We start from the raw sequence: 19,103 nt of genomic DNA, 5'->3' as shown, positions 1-19,103 counted from the left end.
AAGTATTGGAAAATATAACCACACAAATCAAAGGCTCCCCCTTTAGGGGGCGGGGGGGGTTAGCCAAGCGAATCATCCCCTGTCTTGACGTTAAAGACGGTCGTACGGTAAAAGGTGTAAACTTTGTTGACCTTCGCGATGCCGGCGACCCGGTTGAGCTGGCCTGGAATTACTCGAACCAGGGAGCCGACGAGTTGGTGTTTCTGGATATTACAGCAACCGTTGAACGCCGTAAAACTATGGTTGAACTGGTGAAAGCAGTCGCCAGGCAAATCAACATTCCTTTTACTATTGGTGGTGGTATCAATGAAATTGCTGATGCCGATGCACTGCTCAATGCCGGAGCCGATAAAATCTCCATCAATTCGGCCGCGGTACGTAACCCTAAGCTGATAGATGAACTGGCCGCCGCTTTTGGTGTTCAGTTTGTAGTAATAGCTGTTGATACCCGCAGAATAGATGATAAAAATATTGTGCACTTAAATGGCGGCAGACTACCGACAGAACGCCAAACACTGGAGTGGATCCTGGAGGCTGAAAGCCGTGGTGCAGGCGAAATCCTGCTCACTTCTATGGATCATGACGGCACAAAGGGTGGCTTCGATAATGGTTTGCTCAAAACTGTTAATGATGCCGTGCATATCCCGGTAATAGCTTCGGGTGGTGCAGGCAAAGTTGAACACTTTGTTGACGTGTTTGAAAAAACCAATGTGGATGCAGCACTGGCGGCTTCAGTGTTTCATTATGGTGAGATATTGATACCTGATTTGAAGCGGACGTTGCAGGGTAATAAAATAGAAGTTAGGATTTGATAATCCCATAAAAAGCGGCGGCTCTGCGCGATTCCCCTCTTGAGAGGGGTGTAGGGGTGTGTTTCTCATCAAGCTTAGAACACACCCCTGCCAGCTCACACACCTACGCTCCCCCCCTCAAGAGGGGAATTTAAAAGCAGTTATTATGAACATAGATTTTGAAAAAACCGGTGGACTTGTCCCCGTAATTATACAGGACGAGCAAACTTTAGAGGTACTGATGCTGGGTTACATGAACCAGGAAGCTTACGATAAAACCGTTCAGGAAAATATCGTTACTTTTTATTCCCGTACAAAAAACCGTTTATGGACTAAGGGGGAAACCAGCAGCAACTTCCTGCATGTAAAAAGCATCAGCATTGATTGCGATAATGATACATTGCTGATCAAAGTGAAAGCCGACGGCCCAACCTGTCATACAGGCTCACGCAGCTGCTTCAATACCGAATTTAATCAAAATTTTATCCTGGAGCTGGAAAATATCATTGCCGACAGATATACTAACCCGGTTGAAGGATCATATGTGAATAAACTTCGCAACAAAGGCCTTAACAAAATAGCCCAGAAAGTTGGCGAAGAAGGAGTTGAAACCGTAATAGCAGCCCTTGCCGAAACAGAAACCGACCTGATCAACGAGTCATCAGACCTGGTTTTCCATCTATTGGTTCTGCTTCGCGAAAAAGGTTTAGCACTGGAAACTATTGCTAAAAATTTAGAATCAAGACATAAGTAAATAGTTGGTAGTTTTGAGTTTGCAGCAGGCAGTTGGAGAGTTTTAACTAATATTGCAAAATACAAATCTATAAACTGCCAACCGGAAACTGCAAACTGAAATGATTACCGTCCAAAAAACAGCCGAGCTCACAGGCCATGCCAACCCAATATTCACACTTGAGTTATCGCAAAAGCCGGGCATATTGTTTACGGGCGGGAATGATAAAGGGCTGGTTGAGTGGAGCTTGAATAATTTCACTTTTATTAAAGTGATGTTCCCGGTTAATGCATCTATTTATGCTATTCATTGTCCGGAGGGATATCCGCTAATGTTTGCGGGTTTACGCAGCGGCGAAGTTCTGGTGTTTGATTTTATTCAGCAAAAATTGCTCAAACCTTTAAGGCATCACCGCAAGGCTATCTTCGATATCAAATCATCAGTTAAAAAAGATGAGTTATTAATAGCATCGGAAGATGGCACCGTATCTGTATGGAACCTTAAAACGCTTGAAATGGTGCACAGCATAACAGTATCCAGGGACACCGTTCGTTGTATTGCCGTTTCGCCGGATCAAAAACAGGTGACATTCGGTTGCCGTGATAATCACATCGCCATTTACGACCTGGAAGATTATACGGTTATTAAAGCTCTTCACGGCCATACTATGGCTGTTTTTGCGCTTGCCTACAGTCCCGATGGGAGTTACATCGCTTCCGGCTCAAGAGATGCCCAGGTAAAGATTTGGGATAGCAGCAGTTATCATGAAATAAAAAATGTTCCGGCCCATTTATTTGCGGTGAACCATATCGCATTCCATCCCACCCTACCCTATTTTGCTACCGCCAGTATGGATAAAAGTATCAAGATTTGGGGATCAGACGATTTTAAACTCTACAAAAATATCAGCAGGGAAAAAGGCTATCCAGGCCATGTGCTATCTATCAACAAATTAGCCTGGGGAACGTCCGACCAGCTACTTTCGGTAAGTGATGATAAAAAGATCATTTCATGGGAGATTAAATTTAGTTGACCCCATCTTTTTTCAGGAAACTTATCTTACCAAATTAAACTACCTTCCCTCCGTATGCCTTTACCATTTTTGGGTAAATAAGGCATGGAGCTAATTAAATAACCGCCTTATACCGCACAGGTTATGGGTATGTTTTTTTTGCTCCCGCGAGTATATACCATCTTCGTTAATAGTATCAATTTTAACCTTGCCCGATGCATGAATGATGTGCTCATTATTAAGTATAATACCCACGTGAGTTACCCTGCCTTCGGAATTATCAAAAAAAGCCAGATCGCCTAACCGTGCTTCCTTTATTGAATCAACCTTGGTACCTTCTTTCACCTGCATGCTTGCATCCCGCTTAATTCTGAGGCCCTTAAGTTTGTAAACCATTTGCGTAAAGCCCGAGCAATCAATACCAAAATGCGTTCGCCCGCCCCACAAGTAAGGAGAGTTCAGAAATGCTTTAGCGGTGGCAGCAATGTCTTCAGGCTCACCAATTTTACCAATTATTTCAAAACGTTCATGACCAATGCGGCATGAGGTCCCTTCTAAAAAAGCAAGCGAGCTGCCCGCCGGCAAATAAACAACACTATTGTCGCTCATTTTCCATGCCTGCGTAACCGGCTGGTAAGTGAGCTTTGAGGGATGGTTCCTGATATTTTTATACGCTATATGACCAAGCATAGCAAATTGCAAGCGGCCTATCCAGCCGATATACCCATCCGCCTCGGCAATGATCTTAACCCAGTTGTTTTGCCACTCAGTAATTTCAAACACTTCGCCAAATAGCAATTGCGATACCTGCTCGCTCCGCTCACTGGGCTCGGCCCTGAGCGGGATTACAGCAAGATTACATATCCCGTACTCCATAGTTCTGTAATGTCAAATAAACAACAATCTGGCACGTATTTTTTAATCTATACGCGGTTAACATTTTAATATGATATTATTTTATAATTGGTATCAGTAACTTTTGGGGTAAAAGCTATACGATAATACAAAATATTTTTGAATACTTAGCCCAACAGAAATGTTCCTGCAATCCTTAATACTTAATTTATCACTCACCGAATCATCGCTAACTAAAAAGGGACATGCATTGCATATCCCTTTTTATATCCCTAAAATAATGTCCTATTCGTTCATGTGCAGCCACTCTTTTTTGGCAAGCAGCTCTTCTTCGCTTTCGCGGATATCTTCGTCATCAACACAACAATCTACAGGGCAAACCGCAGCACACTGGGGTTCATCATGGAAACCTACACATTCGGTACACTTATCGGGTACTATATAATAAATATCGTCAGATAATGCAGCTTGTGTTTCTTCGGCATTCAGGGTATTACCATCGCCAAAATCAATTATCCCTCTAAGGCCAGTCCCATCGCTGAAACGCCAGGCCGCTCCTGCATCATAAATAGCATTATTAGGGCATTCCGGTTCGCAGGCCCCGCAGTTTATGCATTCGTCGGTGATTTTAATCGCCATATTTCTAAATATCTAATAATCTCAATTAACTTTGCCTGCAAATTACAAGCGTACAAATATAACAAAAAAAGGCTTTAAGGGTTTAATCCCTTAACATATATATGTCAAAAATTAATCCAAAAAACTCAATAAATTCATTTTCGGAATTAGGCAGGCAACTTCTGCCCCCCGATGCGGCATTAAGCGCACTCATTGAAAACGAACAATATCATAATGCCTGGTTTACGCCGGCAAGTGTTTCAGAAGCCGTTACAGCCATAGGCGCCATGCTTAACGTGGAAGATCTAACTACATGGCTTTCGAAATATGTGCTTGAAACAGGCAAACCTGCAAAAAACGTAGGGCTTATACTGGCAGGCAACATCCCGCTGGTAGGCTTTCACGACGTGCTTTGTGTTATTGCTTCCGGCAACAAGGCGCTTATCAAAGCCTCATCACAGGATGCACGACTCATCAAAGCTGTATTGGAAAAACTGGTAGCTATTGATCCTGCTTTTGCCGGCAGCTTTAACTTTGTTGACAGGCTGGAAGGTTTTGACGCCATCATAGCCACAGGCAGCAACAACAGCTCACGTTATTTTGATTATTACTTTGGCAAAGTGCCTAACATCATTCGTAAAAACCGTAACAGTATTGCCGTTTTAAGCGGCAAGGAAAGCGCTGCAGACTTATTTAGCCTGGGACATGATATTTTAGATTATTATGGCCTTGGCTGTCGTAACGTATCCAAAATACTGGTACCGGAAGGGTATGACTTTACTTTCTTTTTCGAATCGATAGAAGATCATAAAGCCATTATCAATCATCATAAATACAACAATAATTACGATTATAACAAATCCATTTACCTGGTTAACGGTGATAAACATTTTGATAATGGTTTTTTGATGGTTAAAGAAGATGACAGGCTGACATCTCCGCTGTCAGTATTATTTTTTAACTATTATCATAACATGGCAGAGGCCGAAAATATCATCGATCAGAATGCCGAAAATATCCAGTGTATAGTGAGCAAACTACCGTTGCAGGTTACAAACCAGGTGGTAGGTTTTGGACAAAGCCAGCAACCCAAACTATGGGATTATGCCGACGGCGTGGATACTATGGAATTTTTGTCAAGTCTTTAAATAAAATAAATACCTTTGGGAATAAGCTGAAAGCCGAACGCGGAAAGCTAAAAGCAAACATTTTGCAACTGTTTTTAATTTAACAGTGAAACAGATACAGCTTTGGGCTTTTTGCCTTAAGCTTTAAGCTCAAAAAATGTATATCATAAAAGTTAAAGGGGTTGCCAAAATACCCGATTATGTACAACTACGTGATGATAAGTTTACGCTGTTGGCTTATTTCAGGGTTGACAGACCGGATAAATCGCTTGATAAGGTTGGATTAGGCGACAAGGCCGACGAGATCATGAATATTATCAAAGAACTGCCGTTTGGACAGATCTTAAAATTAGAGTTATAAAACAATGATTGGAAATTCTATAATAAAACTAAACAACGTTGATATTTTTCAACAGGCGCACCTGGTACTTTCAAACGTAAATTTACATGTTGATAAAGGTGATTTTGTGTGGCTGATAGGTCAGACAGGATCAGGGAAAAGCAGTCTGCTGAAAGTAATTTATGGCGATTTGGGGATTAAAGCAGGTACCGGTCATGCCTGTGGTTATGAATTAAGCAAGCTGCCCAGCCGCGACATTCCCTATCTGCGTCGTAAACTGGGTATAGTTTTCCAGGATTTCCAATTACTTACCGATCGTACCATTGAGCAAAATCTCAACTTTGTAATGCGTGCCACCGGTTGGAACGATAAAAAGCTGATTTCAGATAAAGCTCTTGATGTACTTGAAAAAGTTGGCCTGCGGTCAAAATTAAAGAAAATGCCTCACGAACTTTCAGGCGGTGAGCAACAGCGTGTGGTTATAGCACGCGCATTGCTTAATGATCCGGAAATAATCCTGGCCGATGAACCTACAGGCAACCTCGACCCCGAAACATCTGAAGAAATTGTACTCCTGCTCAAACAAATCAGCCAATCGGGCACTGCCGTACTGGTAGCCACGCACGATTATCACATTATCCGTGCTTTTCCATCGCGTATTATCAAATGCGAGAACGGTAAGGTTTTGGAAGATGTGGAGATATGACCGCTGATCATTGATGATTACGTTGATTTCGTTGATCTTTTAATTTAATGATTGAACTGACGTTTTAAATTCGCCGGCAAGTCAAAATCATGCCGGCGAATAGTCATAAACACTCTTCAAGAACAATCAACGAAATCAGCGCCATCAAAAACCAACGGTGACAAATCAACGGTTCGCCTGTCACCCTTTCTTAAAATCATTTCATGCTACTGACAGCTTGACTGCTTTACAGTTGTGGCAAGATACTTGATTGGCACTACTCGCTATGAAATTTAACGATATGTTGAAGAAAAAGAAGAAAGAAAATACGGATAATACTGAAAATATAAACGAAGTGAACAACGAGCAATTACATGATGAAGGGCAGGAACAAGCCCCGGTAGCAGAAGCGACAGCCACGGAAACCCAACAGGGAACTGCCGCTGCCCCAACTGCCGAAGAAAAGTTGAAAGACGAGCTGGCACAGGCTAATGACAAGTATTTGCGTTTATATGCCGAATTTGATAACTTTAGAAGGCGTACCATTAAAGAACGCGAGGAAGCCCGCAAAACTGAAGGTAAAGATGTAATTGTGGCTTTACTACCTGTACTTGACGACTTTGAACGCGCGCAGCGTGCCATGGATAAGGCTACCGAAGTTGCCCCGGTTAAAGAGGGCGTTACTTTGATCCAAAACAAGCTAAAAAATATACTTGGCCAAAAAGGCCTGAAAGAAATGACATCAATAGGCAATGCCTTTGATGCCGACCTGCATGAAGCTATCACCAATATTCCGGCACCTACTGATGACCTTAAAGGCAAGGTAATGGACGAAATGGAAAAAGGTTATACCCTGAACGACAAAGTGATCCGCTTTGCTAAAGTGGTTGTAGGAGCGTAACTGATTTCGGATTTGAGACTTTCAATTTCGGATTTATCCGGATGTGATAGTCTATCCTGATCTTACACAATATTAAATAATAATAAATCCGAAATCTAAATTTCGGAATCCGAAATTTTTAAAATTATGGCTAAAAGAGATTATTACGATGTGCTTGGGGTTGCGAAAGGCGCAAGTGCTGATGACATAAAAAAAGCATATCGTAAAATGGCTATTAAATATCACCCTGATAAAAACCAGGGCGATAAGGAAGCGGAAGAAAAGTTTAAGGAAGCTGCCGAAGCTTATGAGGTACTAAGCACCCCCGAAAAACGTCAGCGTTATGATCAGTTTGGTCACGCAGCCAACGCTTCATCGCCAAATGGTGGTGGTTATGGTGGCGGCGGTATGAATATGGACGACATATTTAGCCAGTTTGGCGATATTTTTGGTGGTGGCAGTCCGTTTGAAGGTTTCTTTGGCGGCGGTCGTCAAAGCGGTGGCGGCGGCAGGCGTGTAGCCCGCGGCAGCAACCTGCGTATCAAAGTACGCTTAACCCTTGAGGAAATTGCCAACGGCGCCGAAAAGAAGATCAAAGTAAATAAACAGATCATCTGTAAAACCTGCGATGGCAGCGGGGCTAAAGACAAATCATCGTTCCAAACCTGCAAAACCTGCGGTGGTTCAGGAGCGGTACGCAGAGTAACCAATACCATTTTGGGTCAGATGCAAACTACCAGCACCTGCCCTACCTGTAACGGCGAAGGATCAACCATACTGTCAAAATGTAACGTTTGTCATGGTGACGGCGTGGTTCGCGGTGAAGAATTGATCACCATCCAGGTGCCTGCAGGTGTTAGCGAAGGTATGCAGTTGAGCATGAGCGGTAAAGGTAATGCAGCCCCACGCGGCGGTGTGCCCGGCGACCTGATCATCCTGATTGAAGAGGTGCCTCACGAAACATTAAAACGTGATGGCAATAACGTGATTTATGATCTGCATGTAAACTTTGTTGATGCAACTTTAGGCACATCTATTGAAGTGCCAACCATTGACGGTAAAGCTAAAATAAAAATTGATCCCGGAACACAAGGGGGCAAAATACTACGCCTGAAAGGTAAGGGTTTACCGGAAGTAAATTCATATCACCGTGGCGATCAACTGGTGCATATCAACATTTGGACACCAAAAGCGTTAAGCCGTGAGGAACGTGAGATCCTGGAAAAGCTGCAGGGCTCTCCTAACTTTAAACCCAATCCGGGCAAAAACGAAAAAAGTTTCTTTGAACGGATGAAGGAATATTTTGAATAGTATTTTCTTTAGGTAAAAGGATAAAGGCGAAAGCTGAAAGGTATATGCAAAGCCCGGAGTTGTTATGACTTCGGGCTTTTTAGTTTAAAGAAAGTTGAAGCGTGGACGCCCGGACTTGCTTTACAAAATGCCCGCCTTTTCCAACTCCGCCTGCATCTGTTGCTGCAAACTTAGCGCTTCCGCACGGGCGGCATCGGCAAAATCTTCGCCATTGCTTGCATATAATATAGACCGCGACGAGTTTACGATGAGGCCGCAATCTTTAGTGATGCCGTATTTGCAAACTTCTTCAAGGCTTCCGCCCTGTGCCCCTACTCCGGGTACTAATAAAAAATTATCGGGCGCATATGCGCGGATGTTAGTAAACTCGGTGCTTTTGGTTGCGCCCACTACATACATTATCCTATCGGCTCCGGCCCAGGTATTGGCCTTTTTTATCACATTTTCATATAAATAGCCGTCTCCGGTTTGCAGGTATTGAAAATCCTTACTGCCGACAGATGATGTTAAGGCTAAAATAATAACCCATTTACCTTCGTAGGTGAGGTATGGCGTAACGCTGTCATTACCCATATAAGGTGTAATGGTGATAGCATCAAAGCTCATTCCGCCCGATTGTTCGTCAAAAAATGCTTTGGCGTATTTGTCTGATGTATTGCCGATATCGCCCCGTTTGGCATCAATGATACTTAAACAATCTTTGGGCAAATATTTATAAGTATCAATTAAGCTTTGCAATCCTTTTATACCATAGGCTTCGTAAAAAGCAGCATTGGGTTTATAGGCAATGCAAAGATCCTGCGTAGCATCAATGATGCGTTTGTTAAATTCAAGTATAGGATCGGGATACGATTTTAAAAACTCAGGGATCTTATTAATATCGGGATCAAGCCCAACACATAAAAACGATTTCTTTTTTTTGATTTGTTCAATTAACTCCTGGCGGGACATCATCAGCGGCTGAATAATATTTTAATTGTCAAAAAAACTAAAAATTTGGCTTATGTGTTCTGATATAAGTGATATTTATTTAATTAATTTGAAATTAAAGAATAATTGTTTACACTTGCATCGTTTTCCATTGAATTTTTCTTGCACTAAAGAAACAATTTAAATCACCACGCTTTTTATTATCACTTTACATAATACTTGCATGGGTTTGGATGTTTACTAAAACAAGGTTTCAAGATCAATTTCTTTCAATTATAGCCTCATATGTTTTTACATGTGGTCAAGCTTTAACACTTGCATAGAAATTTTTGCCGTTTGAAAACAAATTACAATTAAAAAATCCCATTGAACTATAATTCATATCATGTCTGATAAAATTGAATTGAACGACAAACTCGTTTCTGAGTTGCGCGAAATTGCCAGAAATTTAGGTATTGCTGAGGCCGACGAACTACGTAAAGCTCAGCTTGTTGCCCGTATTATTGAACAACAACAGCTTATTGAAGCCGCCAGGGCCCAACAAGATCTAATTGAATCAAACTATACCCCTACACCCGCGCCAGGCGAAGCGCCTGCTGAAACAATTGAAAAGCCCCGAAAAAGAACCCGTGTTATAAAAACCAAAGATTCATCAAAACCGCGTATAGAGGTTCCTTTAGATGATACCAATCTTTTTGATGCGCAGGATGATGAGCCGTCACAGGATGATCCGGAAACTGAAATTCCTGCTGTAAGCACAGAAACGGAAGCGCCGCAAGCCGGTGAAACAGTTACCCGTACAGAAGAAGTTGTTCCGGAAGCCCGCCCGCAAAAGTTTGAGCGCAGGGTTAACAGCAACAACCAAAACCAGCAAAAAGCGCAGGAACCGGCAATCAATCTCGATTTTGATAATGTTATTGTAAATGAGGGTGTTTTGGAAATTATGCCTGATGGTTATGGCTTCCTTCGTTCATCTGATTATAACTACCTTACTTCTCCTGATGATATTTACGTATCACAATCACAGATAAAACTATTCGGCCTTAAAACAGGTGACACGGTTAGGGGCAGCATCCGCCCACCGAAAGAAGGTGAAAAATACTTCCCGCTGGTACGTGTTGAGGCCATCAACGGCCGCATCCCAGCCGAAGTGCGTGACCGCGTTCCGTTTGATCACTTAACACCATTGTTCCCTTCTGAAAAGCTGAGCCTCTTTACCGATCCGAACAACTATTCAACCCGCATCATGGACCTGTTTTCGCCTATTGGTAAAGGTCAGCGTGGTTTGATCGTGGCACAGCCAAAAACTGGTAAAACCATGTTATTAAAGGATGTGGCAAATGCTATCGCCAAAAACCACCCTGAAGTATACCTTATTATATTACTGATAGACGAACGTCCGGAAGAGGTTACCGACATGGCCCGTAGCGTACGTGCCGAAGTTGTATCATCAACCTTTGATGAGCCTGCTGAGCGCCACGTAAAAATTGCTAACATTGTGCTTGAAAAATCAAAGCGTATGGTAGAGTGTGGTCACGACGTAGTGATTTTGCTTGACTCTATCACCCGTTTAGCACGCGCTTATAATACGGTTGCCCCTGCATCGGGTAAAATATTATCAGGCGGTGTTGATGCCAACGCATTGCACAAACCTAAACGCTTTTTTGGTGCCGCCCGTAATATTGAGGATGGCGGTTCATTAACTATCATCGCTACCGCGCTTACCGAAACCGGCTCAAAAATGGATGAGGTTATTTTTGAAGAATTTAAAGGTACCGGTAACATGGAGTTACAACTGGATCGTAAATTATCGAATAAACGTATTTTCCCGGCTATCGATATTACTGCTTCAAGTACCCGCCGCGACGACTTACTGCTTGACCGTGACACGCTTCAGCGTATCTGGATCCTTCGCAACCACCTTGCTGATATGAATTCGCAGGAATCAATGGAGTTTTTACAAGCTCAAATTAGGGGCACAAAAACTAACGAAGAATTTCTGATTTCGATGAATTCGTAATATTTTAGCGATAATGAAGTTATAAGTAAGTAGAATATTATTTGTAACTTCATTATTACTTAATAAATTCCTGATAATTTCGATGGCGAAATGAAGAGACGCGTCAAAAAACACCTTCCAAATGCTATTACCTGCGCCAACCTTTTTAGCGGTTGTATAGGTATAGTTTTCGCTTTCCAGGGTAACCTCATAGTGGCTGCTTATGCCATTTTTCTTTCCTCAATATTTGATTTTTTTGACGGCCTTGCATCAAGGGTTTTAAACTCCTACTCATTTATAGGCAAAGACCTCGATTCGCTGGCCGATATGGTAAGCTTTGGCGTATTGCCGTCAGTGATCATGTACGAACTATTTTTACAGGCTCCGCAATTAGACGGCATAAGTCACCTGTTAAACTTCGTTGCATTCCTTTTACCGGTATTTTCGGCGTTGAGGCTTGCAAAATTCAACAACGACACGCGGCAATCAGATAGCTTTATCGGGTTACCAACACCAGCAAACGCCATCCTTATAGCATCACTGCCTTTAATAGTGCAACAGTACGATGCTTTGGCGCATTACATTTTAAATCCTTACTTTCTAACGGTTCTGGTTTTAATAATGTGTACGCTACTTGTATCCGAAATACCGCTCATGTCGCTTAAATTCAAGAACCGCGACTTTAACAAAAACATTTTCCGTTATTTACTGCTCTTGTTTTCGGCAATACTCATACTATTTTTTAAATTTGTGGCCGTTCCGGTGGTTATATTTATTTATATCACCTTATCTCTAATTCAAACAAAACTCACAAATGACAAAGTTCCAGGCTGAAATCGACGTAATGCCAAAAAAAGAAATACTTGACCCACAAGGAAAAGCAGTAACCGGTAGCATGAAAAACCTTGGCTTAGCCGAAATTCATAACGTGCGCATTGGCAAACACATTACGCTTGAAATAGAAGCCGAAAATGCCGAAGCCGCCAGCGCCAAAGTTGACCAGGCCTGCAAAAACCTACTGGCCAACCTGATTATGGAAAGCTATACTTTTAAAATATCTGAAGTTTAGGTGAAAAGCGAAAGGTAAAAGGCCAAAGGTTTCTTATCTCTATAAAACAACTAAAAACTTTATAAAATGCAAAAGGCAAAAGGGAAACCTCTTGCCTTTGTTTTTTATATCTAAGCGGCGAACCTTTCACCTTTCACCTTTCACCTTTCACCTTTCACCTTTCACCTTTCACCTTTCACCTTTCACCTTTCACCTTTCACCTTTCACCTTTCACCTTTCACCTATAAATTAGCTTCCTTCTCGGCTTTAATTTCCTTTAAAGTGATGAGGTTTGCAGATACCATGCTGTTTACCTGGTTAAATTTTTCAAATATTTCGGTTGGGTTTTGACCGCCAGCTTTACAGGCCAGCTCAACTTCCTGTATGGTAGCCTGGCTTATGGGCATACCAAAAAAACCAAGGTTAGGCTTTAATTTATGAGCTGCCTGGGCAGCTAAAGCCCAATCCTGGTTATTTAATGCGTTGCTGATCGTATTAAGTAGATCGGGCGATTGCTCAAGGAACATCCCAATCGAGTCAACAATAAAATCGTCACTACCGTCGGCGATCTCGTATAAAAAAGAAAGATCAAGATCCTGTTCTGGTGAAATATCTGCCATTATAAAAGCTTTGTGTTTATTCAAAAATATGCTTTTTTACGATTAAGTTATCCTTTAGTTCATCCTTTAGCTGCAAAATATTTTTTTTGAACACAGGATGAACAAGGTTAGGTGCTATCTCGGCCAGGGGGATCAGCGTAAAACTGCGTTTATATAATTCGGGATGTGGCACTACCAGATTAAAATCATGGATCACTTCATCGCCATAAAACAAAATATCAATATCAATAATGCGCGATCCCCATTTAACCTCCCGTTTACGGCCCATTTGTAATTCGATACCCAATATTTTTTCCAACACATCCTGCGCCGAAAGCTCAGTTTGGAGCATCAGCACCTGGTTTAAATAGTCGGGCTCATCGGTTTTACCCCACGACTGGGTTTCATAAACCGACGATATCAATTTAACCGGAGCAATTTGGGCCGAAACAGATTCAATTGCCTGCTGCAGAAACAATTCGCGGGTACCGAGGTTGCTCCCAAGCAGTAAAAAAACATCAATCATGTTGTAACAAATATAATGGAAACCGCTCTTAGCATTATACGGCTCCTTATTACTAAGTTTGCATAGTTAAAAAGATTTATAACATTAATGAAACAATTCTTCAAATTCGTTCTGGCCACTATTGTAGGGGTAATTATTTCGGGTATAATAATAGGTGTTGTAGGAGCGGTTCTTGTTATCGGCCTTATTGCATCCGCAGGCAGTGATAAAACTGTAGATGTTAGCCCAAACTCTATTTTATACATGTCGCTTAAAAATCAGATCACCGAGCGAACACCAAACAATCCCCTTGCCGGTCTGGATTTTTTGGGTTTGAATGAAGATAAATCAATCGGCTTAAATGACATCCTGGCTGATATTAAAAAAGCCAAAACCGACGATAATATTAAAGGCATATACCTTGATGAGAGTTATATGACCGCCGGCCAGGCCACTACCGAAGAGATCCGCAACGCACTTATCGACTTTAAAAAATCAGGCAAATTTATTGTAGCCTACGCCGAAGTATATACACAGGGCTTTTACTATCTGGCATCAGTAGCCGATAAAGTTTATATTAACCCAAAAGGTATTTTTGAGTTTCACGGCTTTAGCTCTCAAACCACTTTCCTGAAGGGTGCACTGGACAAATTAGGCATTGAAGCACAGATCATTAAAGTTGGTACCTTTAAAAGCGCTGTTGAACCGTTGTTCCTTACCAAGATGAGCGATGCTAATAAACTACAGGTAACCTCATATCTTGGTTCACTGTACAATCATTTTTTAACCGGCATCAGCAAAAGCCGCGGCCTTAACAGGGATTCGTTATTCACTTATGCCGATAATATGCGTATTCAATTTCCTGAAGATGCATATAAATTGAAGCTGGTTGATGGCTTAAAATATAAAGATGAGATCCTTAACGACTTAAAAAGGCGCACTGGTACCGATTTAAAAGACGATTTAAAAAGCGTTGACCTTAGGGATTACGCCAAAAGCAAAAATGATGATTCGGACGATAAGGAGGATGATTCATCATCTAAAAACCGGATTGCTATAGTCTATGCATCAGGTGATATTACCGGTGGCGATGGCGACGACAACAGTATCGGTTCAGAAACTATTTCGAAAGCATTACGCAAAGCTCGTTTAGATGATAAAGTTAAAGCTGTGATATTGCGTGTAAATTCGCCGGGCGGCAGCTCACTGGCATCAGACGTGATCTGGCGCGAGGTGAAACTCATCCACGAAAAAAAGCCGATCATTGTTTCTATGGGTGATTATGCTGCATCGGGCGGTTATTACATTTCATGTGCAGCCGATTCGATCATTGCCCAGCCTAATACTATTACCGGTTCTATCGGCATTTTCGCCGTATTGCCAAACATGCAAAAACTGTTTAATGATAAACTGGGTGTAACCTTTGATGGTGTAAAAACCGGGAAGTATGCAGATTTGGGCGATATTAGCCGTCCGCTTAGCCCCGACGAACGCCTGATATTACAAAACAGCGTAAACCGTGGTTATGATGAATTTACCAAAGCAGTGGCCGAAGGCCGCGGCAAAACACAAGCTTACATTAACAGCATTGGCCAGGGCCGTGTTTGGACTGGTGAGCAGGCCCTAAAAATTGGCCTGGTTGACCGTTTAGGGAATATCAACGATGCTATCACTTCAGCGGCCAAAAAAGCTAAGATCAAAACCTATAATATTGTAAGTTACCCCGAGCAAAAAAGCTTTTTCAACAAGGTGGGCAGCGGTTTAAGCGTCGAAGTACAAACCCGCATGGTGAAAAACGAGCTTGGTGAAAATTACAGGGTTTACCAACAGATAAAAGGTATCACACAAATGATGCGTACCCCTCAAGCCCGCCTGCCTTATGACCTTGTGATCAAGTAAAATTTCATTAATACATTAATTTTGATTGTGAAAAGCTGCCCTGTTCGGGTGGCTTTTTTTGTTGTCCGATGCGACTTACAAACTTTTGAAAGCTGCGTAAGTCTGTTAAATATAATAACCCTTATCCCCTCTTCAAATAAGCATTTGGCACATTCAAAGAATCAAAGGACTGCTTATCCGACAATTTGGAATCTCGCAGAGATGTAACAACGATAGGCATCCTCAAGTTTTATTGCAGCATTGCCGCGCTTTAAAACATCTCTCACAAAAACAAACCCACCATCTAAGCTGTCATTACAATGGCTTTTTGTATTTTTACCGCCTCATTGTAATTATGGAAAATAAACCCATAGCCCGTACACTTCGATTACTTTCGCAACTCATGGAACTCCATGAAGTTAATCCATTCAAGATCAAATCGGTAGCTAATGCAGCTTTTAAGGTTGATAAGCTCCCCTTCCCTATCGCCGGTAAAAAACTGGATGAACTGGAAAAGATTGATGGCATTGGCAAAAGTATAGCCGGTAAAGTTGCTGAGTTGCTTGAAACCGGCACCATGACCGAGCTGCAGGACATGTTGGATAAAACCCCTGCCGGTGTGGTTGAAATGATGGGTATCAAAGGCATCGGCCCCAAAAAGGTAGCTGTTATCTGGAAAGAGTTGGGCATTGAAAATACCGGTGAGCTTTTTTATGCCTGCAATGAAAACCGCCTGATAGAGGCTAAAGGCTTCGGCCTTAAAACGCAGAAAGAGATCCGTAAAGCTATCGAGTTCAGAATGGCGAGCAATGGCAAATTTCTTTTTGCCCAGGTTGAGAAGGAAGCCAACGAACTGATGGATGAGGTAAAAGCCATTTTCCCTGATGCGCTAAAACACTTCGCAGGCGAATTCAGGCGTTTGAATGAGATCATCACCGAAATTGTGATCGTAGTAGGTAGCCTTAACCATGATATTGCTTACGATGCACTGGTGAATTCAACTATACTTTGTAACGTAAGCAAAAATAAAAACCATATCCAGGGCGAATTGCAAAATGGCTTGCTGGTTGATATTGTTTGTGTTGATAAAGCTGATTATTACAAAGAACTATTCATCAATACCGGTACTGACGATCATGTACAGGCCGTTTTCGACAGAATCAATGTACCGGTTGAACAGCCAGAAACGGAAGAATTGATTTATACCAAAGCCGGTTTAAGCTGGATGCAGCCCGAACTGCGTGAAGGTACCCTGTTTATTGAAAAAGCCGAAAAGAACGAACTGCCAACGCTGATCAACTGGCACGACCTGAAAGGCACACTTCATAACCACAGCACCTGGAGCGATGGTGTTAACAGCATTGAAGAAATGGCCTTGTATTGCCGGGATACCCTGAAATTAGAATACCTGGGCATGTGTGATCACAGTAAGAGCGCGTTTTATGCAAAAGGCTTGAGTATTGAACGGGTATTGCAGCAACATGAAGAAATAGATGCCCTGAATAAAAAACTCGACGGTTTCCATATTTTTAGAGGTATTGAATCGGATATTTTGTATGATGGTTCGCTTGATTACCCTGACGAGATCCTACAAAAGTTTGATTTCATTGTAGCCTCAGTTCATTCAATCCTCAAAATGGACGAGGAAAAGGCTACGTCAAGACTGATCACCGCAATCGAAAATCCTTATACAACTATATTGGGACACCCAACAGGCAGACTTTTACTAAGTCGTAGCGGATATCCTATCAACTATAAAAAAGTGATAGATGCCTGCGCAGCGAATAACGTAGTTATTGAAATCAATGCCAACCCGTTAAGGCTTGACCTGGACTGGCGCTGGCACCAATATGCTTTAGATAAAGGTGTTATGTTGTCTATAAACCCCGATGCCCACCGTATTGAAGGGTTTACAGATATGCATTACGGCATCCTGGCAGCCCGCAAAGGAGGTTTATATAAGGAGATGTGCATGAACGCTATGTCTTTAGAAGAAATCACTAAAGCATTTGCTGTTAAAAGAGGTTAGAGATTAGAGGTTGGAGATCAGAGATTAGCTGATACAGCCACCAATGAACTATTGAACTAATGAGCTAATGAACAATCTAAAAGATAAAGTACAATCCATACAGGCCGCAGCTCACAAACCGGCAATACTGGTAATTGGCGACCTGATGGTTGACCATTATATATGGGGCAACGCTACCCGCCTTTCGCCCGAGGCGCCTGTGCCTATTGTAAACGTTAAAAATGAAACCACTACATTAGGTGGTGCCGGTAATGTGGTTCAAAACCTGGCATCATTAGGTGCAAAAGTTATTGTTGCCGGCATAATAGGAAATGACCAGGCTGCGGGTGAACTGATCAAAATCCTGACCGACGAAGGCGTTGAAACGGACTCTATTATTAAAGATAGCAATCGCCCCACCACAGTAAAAACCCGCGTTGTTGTTGGCAGCCACCAACTGGTACGTGTTGACCGGGAAGTTACCGACGAAGTATCGGAGCCTATTGCCAACGAGCTTATAAGTAAGCTAAGCGGTTATATTGACAACGCAGATATGGTACTTTTATCGGACTATAACAAAGGTCTTTTTTCACCGTTTTTAACGCAAGGCATTATCAGGGCGGCCAATGCTAAAGGCAAAAAAGTGATCATCGACCCCAAAGGGCTTAATTACGAAAAATACAAAGGCGCTTTTATCATTAAGCCTAATCGCAAGGAATTGTCTGAAGCTGCTAAAACTGATAAGATCAACTCGATAGAAAGCCTGCAACAGGCCGGCAAGGTAATTTTTGAACAAACCGGGACCCAATATATAGTAGTTACCTTATCCGAAGAAGGTATGGTAATACTGAATGAAGAAGGCTATCAAAGTTTACCTGTAAAGGCAACCGAAGTATTTGACGTAACAGGTGCCGGCGATACTGTACTGGCCACCATGGCATACTTTATGGCAGGAGGTCTGAATATTGAGGATGCCTGCGAATTGGCTAACCATGCCGCTGCTATAGTGATTCGCCGTGTAGGTAGCGCAACAACCACTGTAGATGAGATAATTGAAGATATATTAAAAGGCGAAAGGTGAAATAGAGGTGAAAGGCCAAAGGTTAAAGGCGAAGGGTTTGAAATGTGCTTGCCCTAACCAACCAATGAACTAATGAACAAGTGAACTAATGAACCAAAAGATATTAAACGAACTTAAAGATCACCAGGATACGCTGCAAAGGGTAATTGATACGCTTGGCGGCGATATCGAGATAGCCTGTGATATGATTACCTCAACCATAAAAAAAGGCAATAAAGTATTACTGGCTGGCAACGGCGGTAGTGCTGCTGATGCTCAGCATATTGCAGCAGAGCTTACAGGGCGTTATGTAAAAGATCGTAAACCCTTGCCGGGCATTGCATTAACAGTTGATACTTCGGCGCTTACTTCTATTGCCAATGATTACGGCTACGAACATGTATTTTCACGCCAGTTGGAGGCATTCGCCAGGCCCGGCGACTTGTTCATCGGCATTTCGACAAGTGGAAATAGTCCGGGGATCCTGGCGGCATTTGAGTCGGCTAAAAAACTGGAGGTTAAAACATTAGGCCTTTCGGGCAGGGATGGCGGTAAAATGAATGGTCTTTGCGAGCTGAACATTATCGTACCGTCAAACATTACCGCGCGTATCCAGGAAATGCATATCCTTATCGGGCATATCCTGTGTACCGCCGTTGATGACCTTTTTGATTAAACAGTACCGTAGAGACGCATCACACGCGTCGTTCTAATAATATACAAA

General features: G+C 42.3%; 20 protein-coding genes. 15 read left to right on the top strand and 5 right to left on the bottom strand.

Features of this window, described 5'->3' with window-relative positions; translation table 11 throughout:
• Positions 1-26 precede the first annotated feature (26 nt).
• From hisF to DIU38_RS05175, 3 genes are all read left to right on the top strand, one after another.
• Positions 27-812, top strand: coding sequence for an imidazole glycerol phosphate synthase subunit HisF (gene hisF / locus DIU38_RS05185; RefSeq protein ID WP_243770842.1), 786 nt, complete (start codon positions 27-29; stop codon positions 810-812).
• A 145-nt stretch (positions 813-957) separates the two neighbouring features.
• The gene (hisIE, locus tag DIU38_RS05180) at positions 958-1,545 is read left to right on the top strand and encodes a bifunctional phosphoribosyl-AMP cyclohydrolase/phosphoribosyl-ATP diphosphatase HisIE (protein WP_112655467.1); all 588 of its coding nucleotides are present in this window, start codon (positions 958-960) and stop codon (positions 1,543-1,545) included.
• A 100-nt stretch (positions 1,546-1,645) separates the two neighbouring features.
• Positions 1,646-2,557 (top strand): WD40 repeat domain-containing protein, encoded by a 912-nt coding sequence (locus tag DIU38_RS05175; RefSeq protein ID WP_112655465.1) that lies wholly within the window; start codon positions 1,646-1,648, stop codon positions 2,555-2,557.
• Between the two features lie 90 nt (positions 2,558-2,647).
• Here DIU38_RS05175 and DIU38_RS05170 read toward each other — a convergent pair whose 3' ends face one another.
• Complete coding sequence (locus tag DIU38_RS05170; protein WP_112655463.1) at positions 2,648-3,412, bottom strand: C40 family peptidase; 765 nt, start codon at positions 3,410-3,412, stop codon at positions 2,648-2,650.
• A 264-nt stretch (positions 3,413-3,676) separates the two neighbouring features.
• Positions 3,677-4,030 carry a 4Fe-4S dicluster domain-containing protein gene (locus tag DIU38_RS05165; RefSeq protein WP_090526563.1) on the bottom strand — a complete coding sequence of 118 codons (354 nt, stop codon included), beginning with the start codon at positions 4,028-4,030 and terminating at the stop codon, positions 3,677-3,679.
• A gap of 101 nt (positions 4,031-4,131) precedes the next feature.
• On the opposite strand from DIU38_RS05165, the gene DIU38_RS05160 reads away from it, so the two are divergent.
• The 5 genes from DIU38_RS05160 (at position 4,132) to dnaJ (ending at position 8,352) form a co-directional block, all read left to right on the top strand.
• Positions 4,132-5,157: an acyl-CoA reductase gene (locus tag DIU38_RS05160; protein WP_112655461.1), complete on the top strand. Its 1,026-nt coding sequence runs from the start codon at positions 4,132-4,134 to the stop codon at positions 5,155-5,157.
• Between the two features lie 136 nt (positions 5,158-5,293).
• Positions 5,294-5,497 carry a fructose-6-phosphate aldolase gene (locus DIU38_RS05155; protein WP_112655459.1) on the top strand — a complete coding sequence of 68 codons (204 nt, stop codon included), beginning with the start codon at positions 5,294-5,296 and terminating at the stop codon, positions 5,495-5,497.
• Between the two features lie 4 nt (positions 5,498-5,501).
• Positions 5,502-6,182, top strand: coding sequence for a cell division ATP-binding protein FtsE (locus tag DIU38_RS05150; protein ID WP_091162312.1), 681 nt, complete (start codon positions 5,502-5,504; stop codon positions 6,180-6,182).
• Between the two features lie 265 nt (positions 6,183-6,447).
• A complete protein-coding gene (locus DIU38_RS05145; protein ID WP_243770808.1) occupies positions 6,448-7,062 on the top strand; it encodes a nucleotide exchange factor GrpE in 615 nt (204 codons plus the stop codon).
• A 126-nt stretch (positions 7,063-7,188) separates the two neighbouring features.
• A complete protein-coding gene (dnaJ, locus tag DIU38_RS05140; protein WP_090526554.1) occupies positions 7,189-8,352 on the top strand; it encodes a molecular chaperone DnaJ in 1,164 nt (387 codons plus the stop codon).
• A gap of 120 nt (positions 8,353-8,472) precedes the next feature.
• Here the strand turns inward: dnaJ and pyrF are convergent, their stop codons facing one another.
• Positions 8,473-9,303 (bottom strand): orotidine-5'-phosphate decarboxylase, encoded by an 831-nt coding sequence (gene pyrF / locus DIU38_RS05135; RefSeq protein ID WP_112655455.1) that lies wholly within the window; start codon positions 9,301-9,303, stop codon positions 8,473-8,475.
• A gap of 364 nt (positions 9,304-9,667) precedes the next feature.
• Here pyrF and rho point away from each other — a divergent pair, with 364 nt between their 5' ends.
• From rho to purS, 3 genes are all read left to right on the top strand, one after another.
• The gene (gene rho, locus DIU38_RS05130; RefSeq protein ID WP_112655453.1) at positions 9,668-11,302 is read left to right on the top strand and encodes a transcription termination factor Rho; all 1,635 of its coding nucleotides are present in this window, start codon (positions 9,668-9,670) and stop codon (positions 11,300-11,302) included.
• A 90-nt stretch (positions 11,303-11,392) separates the two neighbouring features.
• Positions 11,393-12,115 (top strand): CDP-diacylglycerol--serine O-phosphatidyltransferase, encoded by a 723-nt coding sequence (pssA, locus tag DIU38_RS05125; RefSeq protein WP_091162304.1) that lies wholly within the window; start codon positions 11,393-11,395, stop codon positions 12,113-12,115.
• On the top strand, positions 12,096-12,350 hold the full coding sequence (gene purS, locus DIU38_RS05120; RefSeq protein WP_090526546.1) for a phosphoribosylformylglycinamidine synthase subunit PurS: 255 nt from the start codon (positions 12,096-12,098) through the stop codon (positions 12,348-12,350). Before pssA ends, purS begins: the two co-directional genes overlap by 20 nt.
• A gap of 221 nt (positions 12,351-12,571) precedes the next feature.
• Here purS and DIU38_RS05115 read toward each other — a convergent pair whose 3' ends face one another.
• Positions 12,572-12,949, bottom strand: coding sequence for an Hpt domain-containing protein (locus tag DIU38_RS05115; RefSeq protein ID WP_112655708.1), 378 nt, complete (start codon positions 12,947-12,949; stop codon positions 12,572-12,574).
• Positions 12,950-12,965: 16 nt separating this feature from the next.
• Positions 12,966-13,454 (bottom strand): 2-amino-4-hydroxy-6-hydroxymethyldihydropteridine diphosphokinase, encoded by a 489-nt coding sequence (gene folK / locus DIU38_RS05110; protein WP_112655710.1) that lies wholly within the window; start codon positions 13,452-13,454, stop codon positions 12,966-12,968.
• A gap of 87 nt (positions 13,455-13,541) precedes the next feature.
• Between folK and sppA the strand changes: the two genes are divergently transcribed.
• From sppA to DIU38_RS05090, 4 genes are all read left to right on the top strand, one after another.
• Positions 13,542-15,332, top strand: coding sequence for a signal peptide peptidase SppA (gene sppA, locus DIU38_RS05105; RefSeq protein WP_112655712.1), 1,791 nt, complete (start codon positions 13,542-13,544; stop codon positions 15,330-15,332).
• A 334-nt stretch (positions 15,333-15,666) separates the two neighbouring features.
• Complete coding sequence (locus DIU38_RS05100) at positions 15,667-17,340, top strand: DNA polymerase/3'-5' exonuclease PolX (RefSeq protein ID WP_112655714.1); 1,674 nt, start codon at positions 15,667-15,669, stop codon at positions 17,338-17,340.
• A gap of 67 nt (positions 17,341-17,407) precedes the next feature.
• Positions 17,408-18,400 (top strand): D-glycero-beta-D-manno-heptose-7-phosphate kinase, encoded by a 993-nt coding sequence (gene rfaE1, locus DIU38_RS05095; RefSeq protein ID WP_112655716.1) that lies wholly within the window; start codon positions 17,408-17,410, stop codon positions 18,398-18,400.
• A gap of 88 nt (positions 18,401-18,488) precedes the next feature.
• On the top strand, positions 18,489-19,055 hold the full coding sequence (locus DIU38_RS05090) for a D-sedoheptulose 7-phosphate isomerase (RefSeq protein WP_112655718.1): 567 nt from the start codon (positions 18,489-18,491) through the stop codon (positions 19,053-19,055).
• Positions 19,056-19,103 lie beyond the last annotated feature (48 nt).

Origin of the sequence: Mucilaginibacter metallidurans, from assembly GCF_003286435.2 — a bacterium.
Taxonomy (GTDB): Bacteria; Bacteroidota; Bacteroidia; order Sphingobacteriales; family Sphingobacteriaceae; genus Mucilaginibacter; species Mucilaginibacter gossypii.
The sequence above is the reverse complement of the archived record's forward strand: the minus strand, read 5'-3'. Positions and strand labels throughout refer to the sequence as shown.